This is a genomic window from Endozoicomonas sp. ALC020 (assembly GCF_049275935.1).
In the GTDB taxonomy this organism is placed as follows: domain Bacteria; phylum Pseudomonadota; class Gammaproteobacteria; order Pseudomonadales; family Endozoicomonadaceae; genus Endozoicomonas_A.
Genome location: NZ_CP184830.1, coordinates 136,326 through 153,742, shown reverse-complemented (window position 1 = coordinate 153,742; position 17,417 = coordinate 136,326). Strand labels below are relative to the sequence as shown.

Here is a 17,417-nt window from a genome sequence, read left to right as displayed (position 1 = left end):
GAAACCTGCGTTGACTCTACCTGCAGTTTTATATGAATATTTCAGGAACAGGGCACTATTCAGGAGGGGACAGCATGGCGGACTCCAGAGAGACCATCCGATCATTGTTTGATCTGCAGGCTGAAAACTATATTCAGCAGGACAGTGTTGGCATGCTGGATCATTATGCACCAGAAGAAGAGCTGCTGTTCTGGAGCTCAGAGGGAGCCCAGATTAACGGTCATGATGCCTTGAAGTTTTGGTATGAAACCCTCTTCAACCAGTTCGAAATCCTGTCTGTTAAATACCGAATTGAGTCTGCCTGGGAGGGACCAGACCAGATTTCCTGCAGCAGTACCTGGCAGTTGGAAACCCGGCTCAGGGATGTTGAGTGGGCGGTGGTAGAACTACAGTTTCTGCGGGCGACACACGTTTTGAGACAGTACCAGGGAGCATGGAAAATAGCACATATCCACTCTTCTCCCATTGGCCAGGCCTCAGCCGATTTTCCCGCCAGCTGATGGTTCTCCAATAGCAGGTGGTTTTTCTTGTACCAGCCCCGGGGGGGGACAATGGTCTAACCTGGAGTCACTGCTCTTTTTAACCTTCCTGTCTGGGACAGTGGGCTTTTCCCTGACCAACATTAGAGTGACTTATGCGGCGTTGCATTACTGCACCCAGTGAACAGTACAAATTGGCTCTGGCTGTCTCCATGGTTGCTATGCTGGAGCTTTATGGTTTCCTGATCTATGCCCTGATGGCCAGTTATATCTCCGGGCATTTTTTTCCTGCCTCGGATCAGCTGACGTCCCTTCTGGGAAGTTTTGCTGCCCTTGCTGCAAGGTTTAACCAGACCGTTGGAAGGGCTGTTTTTCGGGCACCTGGGACCTGCATACTATCTTGTGGTCATCGGCATTATCAGTCTGATGGCGGTTCTGGCTCCCTGGCCTGACTACGATATGAAAAAAAATGAATGTCTTGACACAACACTAGGAGCCTGACCGAGAATAGGCTTATCTGTTATGATAAGCCTTAAACCAACTCTGATTATGCCAAATGTCACCACCACCAAAGTTTAAGGACAGTCCTGTTGAGTTTGATCAGCATCTGCTGTTCCCAACCAACGTTTTCGATTTGCTTCCCAAAGATCATGATTGTTTTATTTATGAAAGCATTTTTCAGAACATTAATACGTCTGAAGTCGAAAAAAAATATCACCACCTTGGTCAGCACGCATACCCTCCAAAGCTCATTGTCGCTATTCTGATCTACGCATACAGCCATGGTGTTTTCAGTTCCCGTGAGATTGAGCGACGGTGTCGACAAGACTTGGCGTTCATGTATATCTCACAAATGAACTGCCCGAATTTCAGGGTTCTTGGTGACTTTCGTAAGGATAATCTGTCGTTTTTCCATGACTGCTTCAAACAGTCAGTCAAACTGGCCATTGAACTCAAAATGGCATCACTGGGTCATATCAGCCTGGACGGCTCCAAGTTCAAAGCCAACAGCTCAAAACACAAGGCCATGAGCTACGGGAGGCTCAAAGCGAAAGAGGCAGAACTCAGTGCCGAAGTGGATGAGCTGATCAAAAAAGCCAGTCAGTGTGATCAGGAAGAAGATGACGCCTACAAAGCAACCAATGGTTACAGCATTCCTGAAGACCTCCAGTTTAAAGAAGAGCGCCTGAAAAAAATCAAAGAGGCCAAGAAAGCACTTGAAGAACGTGAAAAAGCTTTAAATCCAGACAAACCAATAGACGACAAAAAGCAGATCAGTTTTGCAGATCACGATGCCCGCGTGATGAGCAAGAAGGGGTATTGTGAGTACAGCTACAATGCTCAAATTACAGTTGATTCCGATAACCAGATCATTGTTGGCCAGCATGTCAGCCAACACGCCAACGATGTACAGGAAGTGGAGCCGGCGCTGAGGGCATTATCAGGAGCCACTGATGGCGCGGCTGTAGATAAGTGGAGTATGGATAATGGTTACTTTTCAGGGTCAAACTTACATACAGTCGAGCGACATGAGATTGATGCCTATATCGCAACCGACAAGGCGGAGAAGCCTGCCGCTGACGACCTTGAAAGCTCTGACAGGAAGTTTGTCAAAGCGGATTTTGCGTATGATTCCGAAGCTGATGTATTTATCTGTCCGGCAGGGGAAAAGCTGGTAACGAACCCGGCCAGCAAAAGCAAAAGAAAAAGCTACCGGGCAAACAAGACGGTATGCAGGGAATGCCCTTATCGTCGGAATTGCAGTGATTCAAAGAAAGAGGCTGGCAGGGTTATCCGTACCGATAAGTTTGAAAAAGCACGTCAGGCTATGAATAAGAAAATGGAGACAGCCGGTGCGAAAGCCATATATGAGCGTCGTAAAGTTATTGCGGAGCCACCATTTGGACAGATAAAAGAATCTGGTTTCCGAGGGTTCAGTCTCCGCGGCAAAGAAAAAGTTTCAGCGGAATTTTCACTGGTATGCACTGCGCATAATATCAAAAAATTTGTAAAAGCGGCTTCCACGAGGTCAATCCGTCTTGAAGATTTGAAAGAGGCTAAAAAGGCAGCATAGAGGCTGTGAGAAGGCATAAATATGCAAAAATGAGCAAAATCCCACTAATAATTGGATATTTTTTGCTCATTTTAAGATTTGGGAAAACTTCTGTTGGTCTGGTTGCGCTATTCTCGGTCAGGCTCCTAGCGGAAAAGGGTTGAGATTGCAGAGTCAGGGATTTATGTTCGCTCATGCAGTAAAGTTTCAGATTGCCCTGTGATGAGCCCAGTCGCGCACCGACATCTCGGCTCATTGTACTCATTAGGAAGAAAAAGAGTTTCAACCATGGATAACAATGCGACGCCTGTCTCATTCAAACAAGGACCTTTGTGGGTTGCAGTTACAGTCCTGAGTCTGTTGCCCGCTTTGGCTTTTTCATCAAGCTTCTATGAACAATGCCTCCTGAAACAGGCTATGGAAGCCGATGACCAGATCACAATGGCGGAGATCAGGGCCGTTTGCAGCAAACCCTCCGAAGAAGATGCTCTGTCAGTCGTTGCAGGTGATTCCGATATGGCCCGGGAGGGAGAGAAAAGCGCTTTTGATGAGCGAGTCAGAGGGGAACGTCAGGCATTTGATAATCGTTTCGTGATTACTCCCCATCGGCCCAATTATGTGCTTCCGGTTTCCTGGAACAGCAATGTTAACAAGGCACCTTACAATGAAGTAGGTGAGGAATTGTCGTCAACTGAAATCAAGTTTCAGCTGAGTCTGAAAGCGCCTGTCTGGGAAGGTCTGTGGAATGGTTACGGTAATGTTTATGTCGCCTATACCAACACTTCCTGGTGGCAGGCCTACAACAGCAACTCGGCACCATTTCGGGAAACGAATCATGAACCGGAGGTCTTTGCAATATTCCCGGTCGATTATTCGGTATTGGGTATGGACTTGAGGGCTGTAGTGGTCGGTCTGTCTCACCAGTCTAATGGCCGGTCGGGCAATCTATCCCGAAGCTGGAATCGGGCCTACCTGAATTTCCTGCTGGAAAAGGGTGATTTTTACATGAGCTTCAAGCCCTGGTATCGAATTCCGGAACCTGAAAAAGATCCCAATAACCCGAATGATACCGAGGGGGATGATAACCCGGATATTGAAAAGTTCATGGGGCATGGTGAGCTTCATTTTGGCTATAAACTGGACGAACACCAGATTTCCATGATGCTCAGAAACAACCTTCGTTTTTCTGATAACAAAGGCGCGGTGCAACTGGGTTGGTCCTTCCCTCTTAATGACCGTTTCCGGGGTTATTTCCAATACTTTAATGGCTATGGTGAGAGCCTGATTGATTACAATGCCAGTGTAAACCGGATCAGTATGGGTGTGATGTTGACCGACTGGTTGTGACAGTGCTTCTTACAACAACTCGACTATACTGAAGCGTCAATCATCAATAGCATGGGACGCTTTCAGTATCAGTGGGGTTCATCTCTTGATAGTATCGCCATTCCTCGTGTATCTCTGTGTGGGCGCAAAACCATCCGTCGGCAAAGAAATAATAATAAGAAAGTTCAGTGAACTTAATTTCGGTTTTTGGGTCAAAGCATCACTGAAAACGCTGTATCACAAAACAATGAAATATGATTGTTCCTGATTAGAGTGACTAACGGCGCTGTTATCGGTCGGGCTTTTGAGCTATGACCTGATGAAACGTCAGCTCTGAGCAGGCAGACAAAAAAAGGAGACTGGGCAAGATGGCAAATATTATCATAGCTGTAGCAGTGACATATCTTTATCATTGCTTTTCAGGATATGTTTCAGACAATCAGACGAAAACGAATGAAACAGTTTTGGAAGTGCATCAGCCTGTAAATAATGGGGCAGGTGTAGAAACACTGTACCGAAATTCTGACTTGGAAAAAACGATCATAAAAGAGCTGATGGATTTAGAGGGTAAAACTTTGCCTGAAGACTATGAATCCAGATTGTTCAGTTTAAGTAGGGGAAATATAAAAACGAATGCACTTAATGATGGTGAACTGGATAAGGTAAATCAGATCTTTGACGCCATAAAAGGCCATATGATTGAGTTGTTCAAAGGCCGTGGTACTTTTGATCTGGAACGGGTACAAGCTGCTGATATTGAGGCTGTTTATATTTATTCTTTTAGTCACAAAGCTGCTACTCCGGAATGTCTTACATTGAACGATATTTGTCAACCCGCTAAAACCCAGCTCATAACTCAAAGCAATAATCAAGACTTAATATTGGGTGATTATAAGAACATGTTTTCAACAGAATGGATTCTTGAAAATTCAAAAGGGGGAGCAAAATATCGGGAATTAAGTCCCGGAGACTTCCTTCTTGATGTCGACTTTGCCCAAAAAAAAATATTATATGAAAATAATTCTGATTTTCTAACGGCATCCAGAATCATTGAAAAAAATGAAACATTCCCCACTATGGGTTTCAGAGCTCTATTTGTAATGTCTGATCCTGCTAAAAAAGAATTTTTTATTCAAACGACTGGAAGAAGCTACACTCACAAAATTGATGCCGAACAGCTATCAAATATGCTTAAAACCATTCCAGGAAGACAAATATCAATGCTCACAGGGTTGGCCAAAAAGCTTTATTGAAAAATAACCCTGATATTGAAAAGTTCATGGGACAGGGTGAACTTTATTTTGGCTATAAGCTGGATGAATACCAGAATTCCATGATGCTCAGAAACAACCTTTGTTTCTCTGATAACTAAGGAGCGGTGCAACGGGTCTGCTCCTTCCCTCCTAATGACTATTTCAGGGATTTTTGCCATTACCTTTATGACCATGAAGAGAACCTGATTGATTACAACGCCAGTATAAACCGGATCAGTATGGGGGTGATGTTGACCGACAGACTATAAAGTGCGTTTCACGAGGACTCGACTATACTGGAGCGTCAATCACCAATAGCATGGGACGCTTCAGTAAGTGGGGGTCACCTCTTGATAGTATTGCCATTCTTTCTATGTCCCCGTGTGGGAGCAGAACCATCGATTTATAAAGAAATAATAACCAGAGAGTTCAGTGAACCTGGTTCTGGTTTCAGGGGCAGAAGTATCACTGAAAAAAGTATCAATGAAAACGGTTCATCTCAAACCATTGGAAGTAGGGTATTCCTGATTAGCGTCATTAGGGACACTAAGTACCTAACCAGTTGGCTTCGCATATTCTGGACGGTGGCTTTTTCCATCCTTCTGCGTTCCAACTCTGGTTGCGTAGCTATGGCTACGCACCAGTCGTTGCGCCTTGAAGGATGAAAAAATCCACTCGCCAGAATATGCGAAACCAACTGGCCAGGTACTTATGATCGTTAAGGCTCCTGAAGCTATGACTTAATGAAACGCAACCTTCAAGCAGGCAGTCAATAGAGGAGACTGGAAGACATGGCGGTAAATATTCTTATAGCAGCAGCAATAGCATATCTTTATTGTAATTCAGGAAATGCACCCGACAAACGCACCAAAAAGACTGAAACAGGCTTGGAAGTGCATCGGCCTGTAGATAGAGGGACAGGCGTAGAAACACTCTATCGAGCCTCCGGAATAGAAAAAAAGATCATCAAAGAGCTGATGGATTTGGATGGAATGACTTTTCCTGAGGACTATGAATCCAGATTATTCACTTTAAGTAGAGGGAGTATAGACACTAATGCCCTTTCTGAAGATGAGCAGGATAAGGTGAATCAAATTTTTAACGCAATAAAAAGTCACATGATTGAGTTCTTTAAAGGCAAGGATACTTTTAATCTGGAAGAAGCTCGAGATGATGGCATTGAGGCTGTCTATATTTACTCTTTTAGTCACAAAGCCGCTACTCTGGAATGCCTTACATCAAACGATCTTTGTCAACCTGCAAATACCCAACACATAACGTTTAAAGGTAAGCCCACAGCTCAAAGCAATAACGAAGATTCGATTTTTGATAATTATAAGAACATGTTTTTATCCGAATGGATTCTTGAACAATCTAAAGCGAGTCTGAAAGGCTATCGGGAAACAGATCCCGGCTATTATCTTTCTGGGGCGGATTTTACCCAAAAAAAATCATTGCATGAAGCATGTCTTGGTTTTATAGAGGCGTCCAGAGTCGTTGAAAAAAATAAGGCATTCCCCACTGCGGGTTTCAGGGCCGTGTTTATAATGACTGATCCAGCTAAAAAAGATCTTTATATTCAAACTGCTGGAAGAAGCTACACTCACAAATTTGGTGCTGAAAGGTTATCAAATATGCTTAAAACCATTCCAGGAAAACAAATATCCATGCTCACAGGGCTGGCCAAAAAGCTTCATACAAAAAAACAACCCTGATATTGAAAGCTTTATGGGACATGGTGAGCTCCATTCAGGCTATTGCCATTCCAGACGCACACTGCGCTAAAGCAAATCAAATAACTGCAAAGAAATAATAATTAGGGTGCTCAGGGGAATTTAATTGAGGTTCTGATGTCTAAAGTACTATGGGAGGCTTCAGATTATCTCAAACCAGAGGAAGAAGGTCGTTTTTAAACGGAGCTGACTGCAGAATTGAGACTCTTTCAGAATTTATCCCTGGATAGTTAAATATCTGATGCCATGACTTTCTGAAATGCGAACGCTCAGAATAGATGTATAAAATGGAGGTGGAGGCATGAAACCAATTCTCGCAGGATTAGCAGTTTACTTTGCTCTACATTATTTTTCAGAGGATATTCCAGATATTCAGACTGAAACAGAAGAGCAAGTTTATCAACCTGTAAATAATGGTACAGGCATACAGTCACTATATCGAAATTCCAACTTGGAAAAAACAATCATCAAAGGACTGAAAAATTTAGGCGGGAGAACTTTGCCTGAAGACTATGAGACCAGATTGTTCACTTTAAGTAAGGGCGATCTGGATACTGCCAGTCTCTCTGATGCTGAGTTAGGTAAATTAAATGAAGTTTTTAGCACAATCAAGAACCATGTCATTGGGCTGTACCGACGCAGCGATGAAATTGATCTGGAACTAATAAAATCTGCTGATATTGAGGCTGTCTATATTTACTCTATTAGCCACACTGCTACCACTCTGGAATGTCTCACATGGAACGATATTTGCCAGCCTGATAGTGCCAAATACACAGAGCATAGATTAAAAGATATAACACAATTGGGTAATAAAAACTCAGTTCTGGATGATTATACAAACATGTTTGCATTCGATTTTATTATGAAAAAAACCATAGACGAAGGTTTTTTATACAACTACTATAGTACGTCTTACATGAACCTCATTGATGAAGTAAACTTTACCAAAAAACAGTTAATACAAGAACGAATTTCTGATCTTATATCGCTCGCCAGTATCACCGATGAAGATAAAGGATTGCCCGCTTTGGGATATAGGGCTTTATTTGTAATGACTGATCCTGACAAAAAGAACCTTTATATTCTAAGTACTGGCAGAAGGTACACCGGCGGTCACAATGCCGAACAGTTATCAGAGTTACTCAAAACCATTCCGGGAAAACAAATATCAAAGCTTACAGGAATCGGAAAAAGGCTTAATAAAAAAAATCAACCTTGATATTGAAAAGTTTATAGGACATGGTGAGCTTCATTCTGGCTATAAATTCTATGAACACAAAATTTTTCACGATGCTTAGCAGTAACCTTCATTTTTCTGATAACAAAGGCCCAGTTACCACTGGGCTGGTCCTTCCCTCTTAATGACCGTTTCCGCGTCTATGTCCAATACTCTAATGGCTATGATGAAAGCCTGATTGATTACAATTTCAGTCTGAACCGAAACAGCATGGATGTGATGCTGACCGATTGGCCATAATATTGCCTTTTACAAAGAGTCGGCTACACTCCAAAGCGTCAATTGCCAATAGCGTGTGACGCTTCAATATTATCGGGGTTTATCTTTTGTCAGTATCACCACACTTCATATATTCCTGTGCGGAATCAAAGCCATCCACCCAAAAAGCAATAGTAACCAGAGAGTTCAGTAAGCTTAATTTCGGTTTTGGGATCAAAAATATCGGTGAAAGTTTTTATCTCAAACCAGTGGGAAGAAGGTCTTTCCCAGTGAGAGGCAGTAACCGGGTTCTAATCGGTCAGGCTCCCAGAGCTATCAATTAATGAAATAAGTACCTGGCCAGTTGGTTTCGCATATTCTGGCGAGTGGATTTTTTCATCCTTCAAGGCGCAACGACGGGCGCGTAGCCATAGCTACGCAACCAGAGTTGGAACGCAGAAGGGTGGAAAAAGCCGCCGTCCAGAATATGCGAAACCAACTGGTTAGGTACTTACTCGCTTTAAGTAGACGTTCAAAAAGAAGGTTAGGCAGATGTTATTAAAAGCTGTTGCATTAGCAGGAGCGGCATATCTTTTTGGTTTTTTTTCAAAAGATGTTCCAGATACCCAGACTGAAACGACTGAAACAGGGTTGGAAGTGCAACAATCTGTTGAAAGAGGATTGGAAACGCATCAATCTGTTGAAACAGGTTTGGAATTGTCTCAACCAGTCAATAGAGGGACAGGCATAGAAACGCAGTTTCGAACTTCCGGCTTGGGAAAGACGATAATCAACGAGCTGATGGAGTTAGATGGGAAAACTCTGCCCGAAGACTATGAATCCAGATTATTCTCATTAAGCAGGGGGAGTATAAACACGGATGCTCTTTCTGATGATGAACTGGAGAAAGTCAATCAAATCTTTGGCGCAATAAAAGACCATATGATTGAATTGTTCAATGACGTGTATACTGTTCGTCAGGAACTAATAAAAGCTGCTGATATTGAGTCTGTCTATGTTTATTCTTTCAGTCACAAAGCAGCTACTCTGGAATGCCTTACATCGAACGATATTTGCCAACCTCCTAATGCTCAACACTTAATACTTAATGCCGAAAGTACAACTCAAAGCAATGATGAAGGCTCAATATTCGATGATTACAAAAAAATGCTTTCATTCGAATGGATTCTTAAACATTCCAAAGTGGGTCTGGCAGGCTATCAGGATTCAAATTACGCGTTAACCCTTCATGGGGTAGACTTTGCCGAAAGAAAAATGTTAGAGGAAACAGCTTCTGATTTTGTAAGTCTGTCCAGAGTCATTAAAAAAAATGAAGCATTTCCCACTATGGGCTTCAGGGCTGTATTTGTAATGACGGGTACCAGTAAAGAGAATGTTCATATTGTGTCTACGGGAAGAAGCTACACTCACAAATTTGATGCCGAACGGTTATCCATTATGCTTAGAACCATTCCGGGAAAAAAAATATCAATGCTCACAGGGTTGGCCAAAATGCTTAATAAAGAAAAGCAACATTGATATTCTAACGCTATAAAAGATCGTTAAATCGTTAAGACACTCACTCAAGTCACCGGGAATGATAGGCGAATTCTGGTCGGAACCGGAGATTACTCCGGTTCAACTCTGAAATGCTTTTACAACCCATCAGTTTCATATCCCGCTCCATTTCGCTGCACAGATTACCCAGAGCCTTTTCAACGCCTGCTCTTCCGGCCGCCGCCAAAGCATAAAGATACAGGCGGCCACCTGAACAGGCTCTGGCGCCCATTGACAGAGCTTTAAGAACGTGTGTTCCCCTCTGTATTCCACCGTCGCATATCACATCAATCCGATCTCCAACGGCATCTACGATTTCTGCCAGCTGGTCAAAGGGAGACCGTGAGCCATCCAGCTGTCGGCCACCATGGTTGGAAATCATAATGGCAGCAGCACCAATATCTACGGCTCTGCGTGCATCTTCGACCGACATAATGCCCTTCAATACCAGCGGCTTTTCCCAGTAGCGGACAATCTCTTCGGCTGCCTGCCAGTCCATACTTTGATCCAGCATGGTATTGATGTAGCTACCGATCGAAAGGCTAATGCTGGTGCCTTCGCCAACATAGTCCTGAAGCTGAGGCAGCTCAAAGCCACCATGAGACAAGTAATTCAGACCCCAGGCCGGATGACAGGTAAAACTCAGCAGACTCTTCAATGTCAGTTTGGGGGGGATGGTAAAACCGGTGACAAGATCCCTTTCCCTGTTGCCTCCCACGGCTGTATCCACCGTTAATGCCATAGCATCGAAGTTGGCTGCCTTGCATCGGTCTATCATGTTGCGGGTCAGCCCCTTATCCTTATGTACGTAAAGCTGGAACAGCTTCGGGGTTTTAATGGTTGAGGCAATCTCTTCGATGCTGGTGGTGCCCAGAGAAGAAAGGCCAAAAAGCGTGCCAAACTGTTCTGCCGCTTTTCCTACAGCCATCTCACCTTCATGATGAAAGAGGCACTGCAGTGCGGTGGGCGATAAGAAGAGAGGGATGTCCAGATCCAGCCCCATAACCCGGGTAGAGAGATCAACATGCTCTGCACCTCTCAAAACATTGGGCACCAGGTCACAGTTGGAATAGGCCTCGGTATTTCTTCGCCGTGTGGTCTCATCATCCGCAGCGCCGTCAATGTAATGAAAAATGGGGGAGGGCAACCGTCTTCGGGCGAGTTCCCGGAAGTCTCTGGTGTTGTGGCAGTGTTTCAGGCGCATGGTTTTCCACTGGCCTGTCGTCGGTGACAGTCTGTAGTTGGATCATGAAAAATATTTGGCGCTTTAGGTATAGCACCGATTTGGAGCAGATCAACAACAAACCGAAAAAATGCGTGCCGGTTTTGCATAGCTGCTGGTCAGTTCTTCTTATGATGTCAAGCAAGCTATTTCAGAGGGAGAAACTGGTACTATCCGACCTCGGCTTCATTATGGGTTTCGACACCGTCATGGTCAGTCTTTTCCAACAGTAACGCGGCAGCTGTTGCAACCTCTTCCTCTGTGCCGTTATACAGCAGCAGAAAGTTGCCGGCAGACAGAGATTTCTCGTAGCGGACAATGCTGTTTTTAGGAATCCCCATACTGGCCAGACCAGCCCCGAGAGCTGACAGCCCGCCGGCAATAACCGCACCTTCAAGCCCGCCGGCAATAGCTGATACCAGCGGTCCTGCGATCACCATGGGACCAATGCCAGGAATCACAAAAAACGCAGCACCAAACAAAATACCCCACAGACCACCCCAGAAGGCACCGATCTTGCCCCAGGCTTTCATCCGGTCCCCGGTGTTGTAGTAACCTACTACGTGCTCTTCGGTATGGTAGTCATTACCAACTACTGAAATTTTCTTCATCTCAAAGCCAGCTTTTTGCAAGCTTTTAACCGCATCATCGGCTGCATTATGGGTTTTGTAGGTAGCAACGCAGGTGTTTGGCGTCTTCATTGGAGTACTCCAGGTAGAAGTTAGCGCTCTAGGAGCCTGACCGAGAATAGACTGCCCTACTGCGGCGGCAGCAAATTGGTCTGTAAATCCGCTTTTGTTCGTCAAATAGCTCGCTATTCTCCTCACAAAACCGAATTTTCATCCTCAATTTTCTGCCGTCCTCGCTACGGGCGCTATTCTCGGTCAGGCTCCTAGGAAAAATAGTTGATTCTCGGTATCCGTCAAATAGTGGTCAAATGTCCAATAGCAGTCGAATTCAGGCTTCCAGTATCGTTTATTTGCAAAAAAAAGCCAGGAGCAAGTCCTGGCAAAAAGGAGTGTTCTCAATTATTTCGCGGTGGTGGTTCTAACCCTGGTTTTCTGTCCGTTCTGGCCTTCCAGCGGGCGGTTCTTTTCAAAGTCCTGTCTCAGATACAGTTTTGGAAAAGCGTGGTTGGCAAACTCTTGTTGAGTAAAGTCACGAATGGCTTTTTTCTCACCCTTTGTCCGGGTGTATTTGGGTTGTGCCAGCCGTTTGATTGTTTCAGGGTTAACCTTGCCGCTTTTATCCCGGGCTACAGGGGCTTTCAGGTTATCCTCATATTTTTTTCTGGCTTCGACCAGTGCGTTTTGTCTGGCCAGAAAATCTGCAGAGAGGGCTTTCTGTTGTGCCTTGGGCTTGCGCTCATTTTTGTCACCGAAAACCACCGTGCGGATGTTTTTTTGGTAACGGTCAGCGACTTCTGCTCCCGGAGTATTGAGAGGGATGGGGTGAGGCTTGGCAAGAGCCGTCATGAAAGCATGGTCTGGATTTTTCTCCAACTGGCCTACTGGACGAGGAATGCGTGATGGCGCTTTTGCAGGTCGCTCTTTTAAGGGCTGCTCTTTTAAAGGTTGCTCTCTGCTGGACGGCTCTTTGATATAGGAAGTGGTGTCAGCAACAGCTGCCTGCCTGTCGCCAATATCCGTTTCATCCCAATCCCACTCAAAGAACATGCCGTTCTCATAGAGATCACGCATATTGGCTATAGAGTCTTTCGCCATGGACCCGACTGCACTGGCTCCGGAATAAAATATGGATACTGCCCTCGAAGCACCATCACACAGCCAGTTTTTGGCTTGCTTTTTGCCCTCTGAAAATGCATTGAGAGCAAATTGCAGTGTACTGTCTGTTTCAGTGTCCGGTGATTTGGTGATCATACATGAGTACATAGGCAACTCCTTTCTATCCTTGAATGCTGTTATTGATATTCAGCTTACCCTTTTTTCAAAAGCTGCTTAATGACCTTCTGGTTAGCAGACCTAACGATCTTTCTCCAGTATGTGCAGCCAAAGCAGGTATGGGCTTCTGATTGAGTACAAATGTCTGCATTAATTCAACGCTCAATCTTTTTATGATCAAGAAGCTCAAGTTTGGATACTCTTTTTCCAACACCGGGTGAACAACAAGCTAGGATGTTAATGCTCAGATACAAGGTGGAAGGTGAATGAACAATGTGAAGAACCTGGCTGTTGCAAGCCTGATTATCTTACCGGCAGTAAGCTGTCTACAGGCACAGGCTCAAACGTCAGGCTCAATTCAGCCAACAGAAATTCCACCTCAATTATTTTATGAATTTGAAGTAGATCCGAACCAGCTACCGGAAATACCCACTGCTTCTGCGCCAACACATTGTCCCCCTCACAGGGCTTTGAGTATTTCATGGAATAAAAACAGTACGCTCATAGCTGTGGGAATAGGTTCTGGCGATATCTATGACTCTGCGAGAAAGTGTCCGATTTCAGGAGCCCTGCAAATCTTTAATGTGAGTGCCTCAGGATACCCGAGACTCGTGCGTACCCATCACGCAACAAACTGGATAGAAAGCGTTACTTTCAGCCCCGACGGCACTCAGCTAATAGCCGGGGTGGGGGGGAAGGATGGCAAGGTCAAGATTTATGGAGGGATAAGCCCGTTCAGCTACCAGCAAACCCTGTCCGAAGGGCTAAGAGATTTAAAACCCGTTGCCATTAACCCGAACGGCACCCTGCTGGCAGCCGGGGGACATAAGGCAAAGATCATGCTTTATCGAAAGAACGAAACCAATCAGTTCACCTACGTGAAAACCCTGTCCCAAGCATCACGGCGTAGTAATGTAGAAGATCTTGACTTCAACCTCATCAACAGCCAGCTGGCAGCGGCTCAACGTCACCGAATTGTAAGAACTTATCGCGGGACCAGTCCGTACAATCTTCTGAAAACCCTGTTGGATCCGTGCTGCCAGATGTTGGCTGTTGCCTACAATCCCAACGGCACCCTGCTGACATCCGGGAATATGGTAGGACAGGTCAGGTTTTATAACGGGATGAACCCGAACAACCCCCTGTACACTCTACCCGTATCAGGCCAGGTACCGATATTGAGCCTTGCCTATAACCCAAGTGGTACCCGGCTGGTAGTTGGCCACAACAATGACGATGACAATGGCGAGGTCAGTGTTTTTGAGGGAATCCGTCCGTTCTCCCACCTGTACACCCTGCCCTCCGGCAGGTCACCGACGGTTGTGTACAGTCGCGATGGCAAATGGCTGGTCACTGCGGGGGATGATGGAAAGATCATGATGTATCGGGTCGATGGTGTAAGAGCACCGACAACAGAAGCTGTTACGGAAACCCGGATAAAAGTCAGCATAGAAAACGGCACAGAAGTACATAGCTCTTCGACATTCACAGCCCTTTCGCTAGTCACATTATTAACAACGGTTCTTCAGGGGATGGTATTGCAATGATGTTTCTGGACAGCTTCTCTCCGACTCCGGAGAAGTCTTGTCTCTCTATTTTCGCTGTTTTCTCTCATGACCATACCGGTCTCGGACATTATCCGAAGTATTGATAGAAAGCTGGAGGAAGATGTATTCCTTTTTTCAAAAGCTGCTTAATGACCGTCTGGTTAGCAGACCTAACGATCTTTCTCCAGTATTTGCAGCCCACCGCCTGAAAGGTTATGGAAGAAGGTGTCTCCAGGGACAATATCCACCCGACAGCGGGCTTCTTTCGGCAGGCTCTTTAGTAGCAGGTCTCTGTTTTCTGCCTTTTCCAGAACGTCGGCAGAGAACTCTCCCAGGATGACAATAGGGTGTTCCGGACTCTGCCCCGGATAATATTCGCTCTGTTTGATGTTGATAATAGTGGCCAGTTGCTCAATAACCTCATGGAAAAGGTCTTTCAGTTGAGTTCGGGCCTTGTCATAGTTGCTGCGGCTCACTGCATGCTGACCGCTGAGATAATCCTGACGGTTGCCGTCGTTGTAGATCTGGCTGACCTGGTAACCCAGAGTATTGATACCTGTGCGACCCCAGCGCTTCATCATGGCATAGGGATCACCTTTGTATTTACCATATTCCTGCACATAGTCGCTGGCGAACAGGGCCTGATGGATTGGCTGTGACGCCATATAGGGAAGATAACTTTTGTTTTTGCAGGGTACAGGGCTGAACCAGGCGTTCTGGCTGGCCTGGCCAATATTCCAGTAACCCCCCGCCATACTCAGCCATTTCGGTAATCTGGCAGACCAGGGGGTGATCTGGCCGTTTTTGACCTGGTAAGGCACCGCTATTGTGGTGGCCTGAATCAGGTCGAAATGTCTGCTGGCTTTATGGTTTCTGTGCAACCAGCTTTTGGCACTGGCGGCCATCAGGGTATGGTCGCCCACCAACTTTACGTTTTCCACCATCACCCCGTGTTCCCTGAACAGAGCCTTTGCCATACAGGTGAAGTAAGCCTCCCGATTTTGACTAACCGGACAGTTTTGAGTCATCAGAGATCGATATTTTGAGAGCTGGCCTGGTTCAGGTGCTGGCTTTTGGCGATAGAAATCGTAGCCAGCGATACCAATAACGAGATCTGTGCTGCTGTTGGGCGCCAGCTTCGAGTGTTCCAACATGTCTTTTAATGCGCTTTCCAACAGTTTTAGTGGCGATTCGTTGAATGCGATATTGCCGGGGTCTTCGGCCAGATGAGCATCTTTGCCTGAAGATGCATAACCTGCAAAGGCAGGCGTTTCGATGCCGGTGTGAGCAACGGCCATCCGGGCGTCGAAATTGCTTACGTAGACCGTGGTGCGGTATCTGGCCGCCAGAACGGCTTCGTTGAAGCCGAAAAAGCTGAACAGTGTCAGTACGATTTGAAAGACGATCCTTGCGTGTTTGAACATGGCTACTTCCCCGTGTGAACCAATGTAGAGCTGATCGTACGAGATTCAGACAAAGGCTTGCATAACATCTCTGTCAGCAGTGCTGACGAAACCGGAAGACCTTGTAAAACTGCACTCATACGCCTCAATTCACACGTTTACTCCCCTGTTTCCGGGGCAATAAAAAAAATCAATCAACGAGGGGCTTGTCTGGAAGCTTTAGGTGAATAATACTGTATGCATGAACAGTATTTCTGTAAAAGACAAGCCCTGGCCCAGAATGATTGCGCTGGTGGATATGAATGCCTTTTTTGCCTCCATTGAGCAGCTGGATCGGCCTCAATGGCAGCAAAAGCCGGTGTGTGTCACCAATGGCCGAACAGGGACTTGCATCATTACCGCCTCCTATGAGGCCCGTGCCCGGGGCATCAAAACCGGGATGAGGTTGCGCGAGGCCAGAGGGTTGGCACCTGACCTGATCCAGGCACCTTCCCGGCCTTATCGTTATGCCCAGATTTCTTCCAGCATTATGGCAGCTCTGGAAAGCATCACCCCGGAAATAGAAGTCTTCTCGGTGGACGAGGCTTTTCTCGATCTGACCGGCTGTCAGTCGCTTTATGATTGCCCGGTGGCCGAGATAGGTCGAAGGATCAAGGCGCGCGTTTTTGAGGCTTCCGGCCTGCTCTGTTCAGTAGGGATCAGTGGTGACAAGAGCACCGCCAAGTGGGCAGCCAAGCAGCAGAAGCCGGACGGACTGACCATTGTCCACCCCTATCAGGCTCGTGAAACCCTGTCGAATGTGCTGGTTACTGACCTGTGTGGCGTAGGGTCAGGCATTGGACGTTACCTGGCTCAATACGGGGTGCATCGCTGTGGTGATATGCAGAAAGTGCCCATCAGCGTGCTGGGCAACCGTTTTGGCAATCTGGGTAAACGTATCTGGCTGATGGCCCAGGGCATGGACCCGGAGCCACTGCATAAAGAAGTGGGCGTGCCCAAGAGCATCGGGCATGGCAAGGTGATTCCGCCGAATACCCGGGATAAAACCATCCTGAGAACCTATCTGTTGCATATGTGTGAAAAGGTGGCTGCCCGCCTCAGACGTTATGACTTTGAAGCCCGTTTGTTTGCCATTGGTATGAATACGCCCGGAGGCTGGGTCAGCAAAAAGCTGAGGACGACAACCCCGACATCCGATGGCGATCAGATCATGGCACTGGCGGACTTTTTTCTGGATGTCTATTGGGATCAAGGCGAGAGAAGTCAGGGCGTGCATCAGGTACACGTTGGAGCCCTGGACCCTCAACCCAAACATAGGCAGAGAGAGCTGTTTACGGAAGAAGATGCCAAAAAAGAAAAACTGCTGGCGACCATTGATGAGGTCAACCATCGTTATGGAGAGTTCGCTCTGTGCAAGGCCCTCTTGCTGAATCGCTCGGAAATGCCCAATGTTATCTCACCGGCCTGGCGACCAGCGGGGCCCAGAAATACTTTGGAGAGTTGAC

16 protein-coding genes are annotated in these 17,417 nt (G+C 46.1%); 12 read left to right on the top strand and 4 right to left on the bottom strand.

Annotation, left to right across the window (positions count from 1 at the left end):
* Positions 1-32 precede the first annotated feature (32 nt).
* The 10 genes from ACOJUO_RS00550 to ACOJUO_RS00505 all read left to right on the top strand — a co-directional run bounded on the left by ACOJUO_RS00550 (position 33) and on the right by ACOJUO_RS00505 (position 9,821).
* Positions 33-500, top strand: a complete 468-nt coding sequence (locus ACOJUO_RS00550; RefSeq protein WP_422134765.1) for a YybH family protein — start codon at positions 33-35, stop codon at positions 498-500.
* A 134-nt stretch (positions 501-634) separates the two neighbouring features.
* Entirely contained in the window at positions 635-931 is a 297-nt protein-coding gene (locus tag ACOJUO_RS00545; RefSeq protein ID WP_422138644.1) for a hypothetical protein, read from the top strand.
* A 104-nt stretch (positions 932-1,035) separates the two neighbouring features.
* Positions 1,036-2,553, top strand: coding sequence for an IS1182 family transposase (locus ACOJUO_RS00540; RefSeq protein ID WP_422132798.1), 1,518 nt, complete (start codon positions 1,036-1,038; stop codon positions 2,551-2,553).
* Between the two features lie 267 nt (positions 2,554-2,820).
* Complete coding sequence (locus tag ACOJUO_RS00535; RefSeq protein ID WP_422134763.1) at positions 2,821-3,879, top strand: phospholipase A; 1,059 nt, start codon at positions 2,821-2,823, stop codon at positions 3,877-3,879.
* Positions 3,880-4,226: 347 nt separating this feature from the next.
* Positions 4,227-5,111, top strand: a complete 885-nt coding sequence (locus ACOJUO_RS00530) for a hypothetical protein (protein WP_422138643.1) — start codon at positions 4,227-4,229, stop codon at positions 5,109-5,111.
* A 26-nt stretch (positions 5,112-5,137) separates the two neighbouring features.
* Positions 5,138-5,230 (top strand): hypothetical protein, encoded by a 93-nt coding sequence (locus tag ACOJUO_RS00525; protein WP_422137132.1) that lies wholly within the window; start codon positions 5,138-5,140, stop codon positions 5,228-5,230.
* A gap of 672 nt (positions 5,231-5,902) precedes the next feature.
* Positions 5,903-6,826, top strand: a complete 924-nt coding sequence (locus ACOJUO_RS00520) for a hypothetical protein (protein ID WP_422138642.1) — start codon at positions 5,903-5,905, stop codon at positions 6,824-6,826.
* A 319-nt stretch (positions 6,827-7,145) separates the two neighbouring features.
* Positions 7,146-8,066 carry a hypothetical protein gene (locus ACOJUO_RS00515; RefSeq protein ID WP_422138641.1) on the top strand — a complete coding sequence of 307 codons (921 nt, stop codon included), beginning with the start codon at positions 7,146-7,148 and terminating at the stop codon, positions 8,064-8,066.
* A gap of 90 nt (positions 8,067-8,156) precedes the next feature.
* A complete protein-coding gene (locus ACOJUO_RS00510; RefSeq protein WP_422140100.1) occupies positions 8,157-8,324 on the top strand; it encodes a phospholipase A in 168 nt (55 codons plus the stop codon).
* Between the two features lie 510 nt (positions 8,325-8,834).
* The gene (locus ACOJUO_RS00505) at positions 8,835-9,821 is read left to right on the top strand and encodes a hypothetical protein (RefSeq protein WP_422138640.1); all 987 of its coding nucleotides are present in this window, start codon (positions 8,835-8,837) and stop codon (positions 9,819-9,821) included.
* A 49-nt stretch (positions 9,822-9,870) separates the two neighbouring features.
* On the opposite strand, the gene ACOJUO_RS00500 is transcribed toward ACOJUO_RS00505, so the two are convergent.
* The 3 genes from ACOJUO_RS00500 to ACOJUO_RS00490 form a co-directional block, all read right to left on the bottom strand.
* Positions 9,871-11,043 carry an alpha-hydroxy acid oxidase gene (locus ACOJUO_RS00500; RefSeq protein WP_422138639.1) on the bottom strand — a complete coding sequence of 391 codons (1,173 nt, stop codon included), beginning with the start codon at positions 11,041-11,043 and terminating at the stop codon, positions 9,871-9,873.
* A gap of 188 nt (positions 11,044-11,231) precedes the next feature.
* Complete coding sequence (locus ACOJUO_RS00495) at positions 11,232-11,762, bottom strand: general stress protein (protein ID WP_422138638.1); 531 nt, start codon at positions 11,760-11,762, stop codon at positions 11,232-11,234.
* 327 nt (positions 11,763-12,089) lie between these two features.
* Positions 12,090-12,953, bottom strand: coding sequence for a hypothetical protein (locus tag ACOJUO_RS00490; RefSeq protein WP_422138637.1), 864 nt, complete (start codon positions 12,951-12,953; stop codon positions 12,090-12,092).
* A 275-nt stretch (positions 12,954-13,228) separates the two neighbouring features.
* On the opposite strand from ACOJUO_RS00490, the gene ACOJUO_RS00485 reads away from it, so the two are divergent.
* Positions 13,229-14,509, top strand: a complete 1,281-nt coding sequence (locus tag ACOJUO_RS00485; RefSeq protein ID WP_422138636.1) for a WD40 repeat domain-containing protein — start codon at positions 13,229-13,231, stop codon at positions 14,507-14,509.
* Positions 14,510-14,679: 170 nt separating this feature from the next.
* On the opposite strand, the gene ACOJUO_RS00480 is transcribed toward ACOJUO_RS00485, so the two are convergent.
* Complete coding sequence (locus ACOJUO_RS00480; protein WP_422138635.1) at positions 14,680-15,933, bottom strand: hypothetical protein; 1,254 nt, start codon at positions 15,931-15,933, stop codon at positions 14,680-14,682.
* Positions 15,934-16,135: 202 nt separating this feature from the next.
* Here ACOJUO_RS00480 and ACOJUO_RS00475 point away from each other — a divergent pair, with 202 nt between their 5' ends.
* Positions 16,136-17,416 (top strand): DNA polymerase Y family protein, encoded by a 1,281-nt coding sequence (locus tag ACOJUO_RS00475; protein ID WP_422138634.1) that lies wholly within the window; start codon positions 16,136-16,138, stop codon positions 17,414-17,416.
* Position 17,417 lies beyond the last annotated feature (1 nt).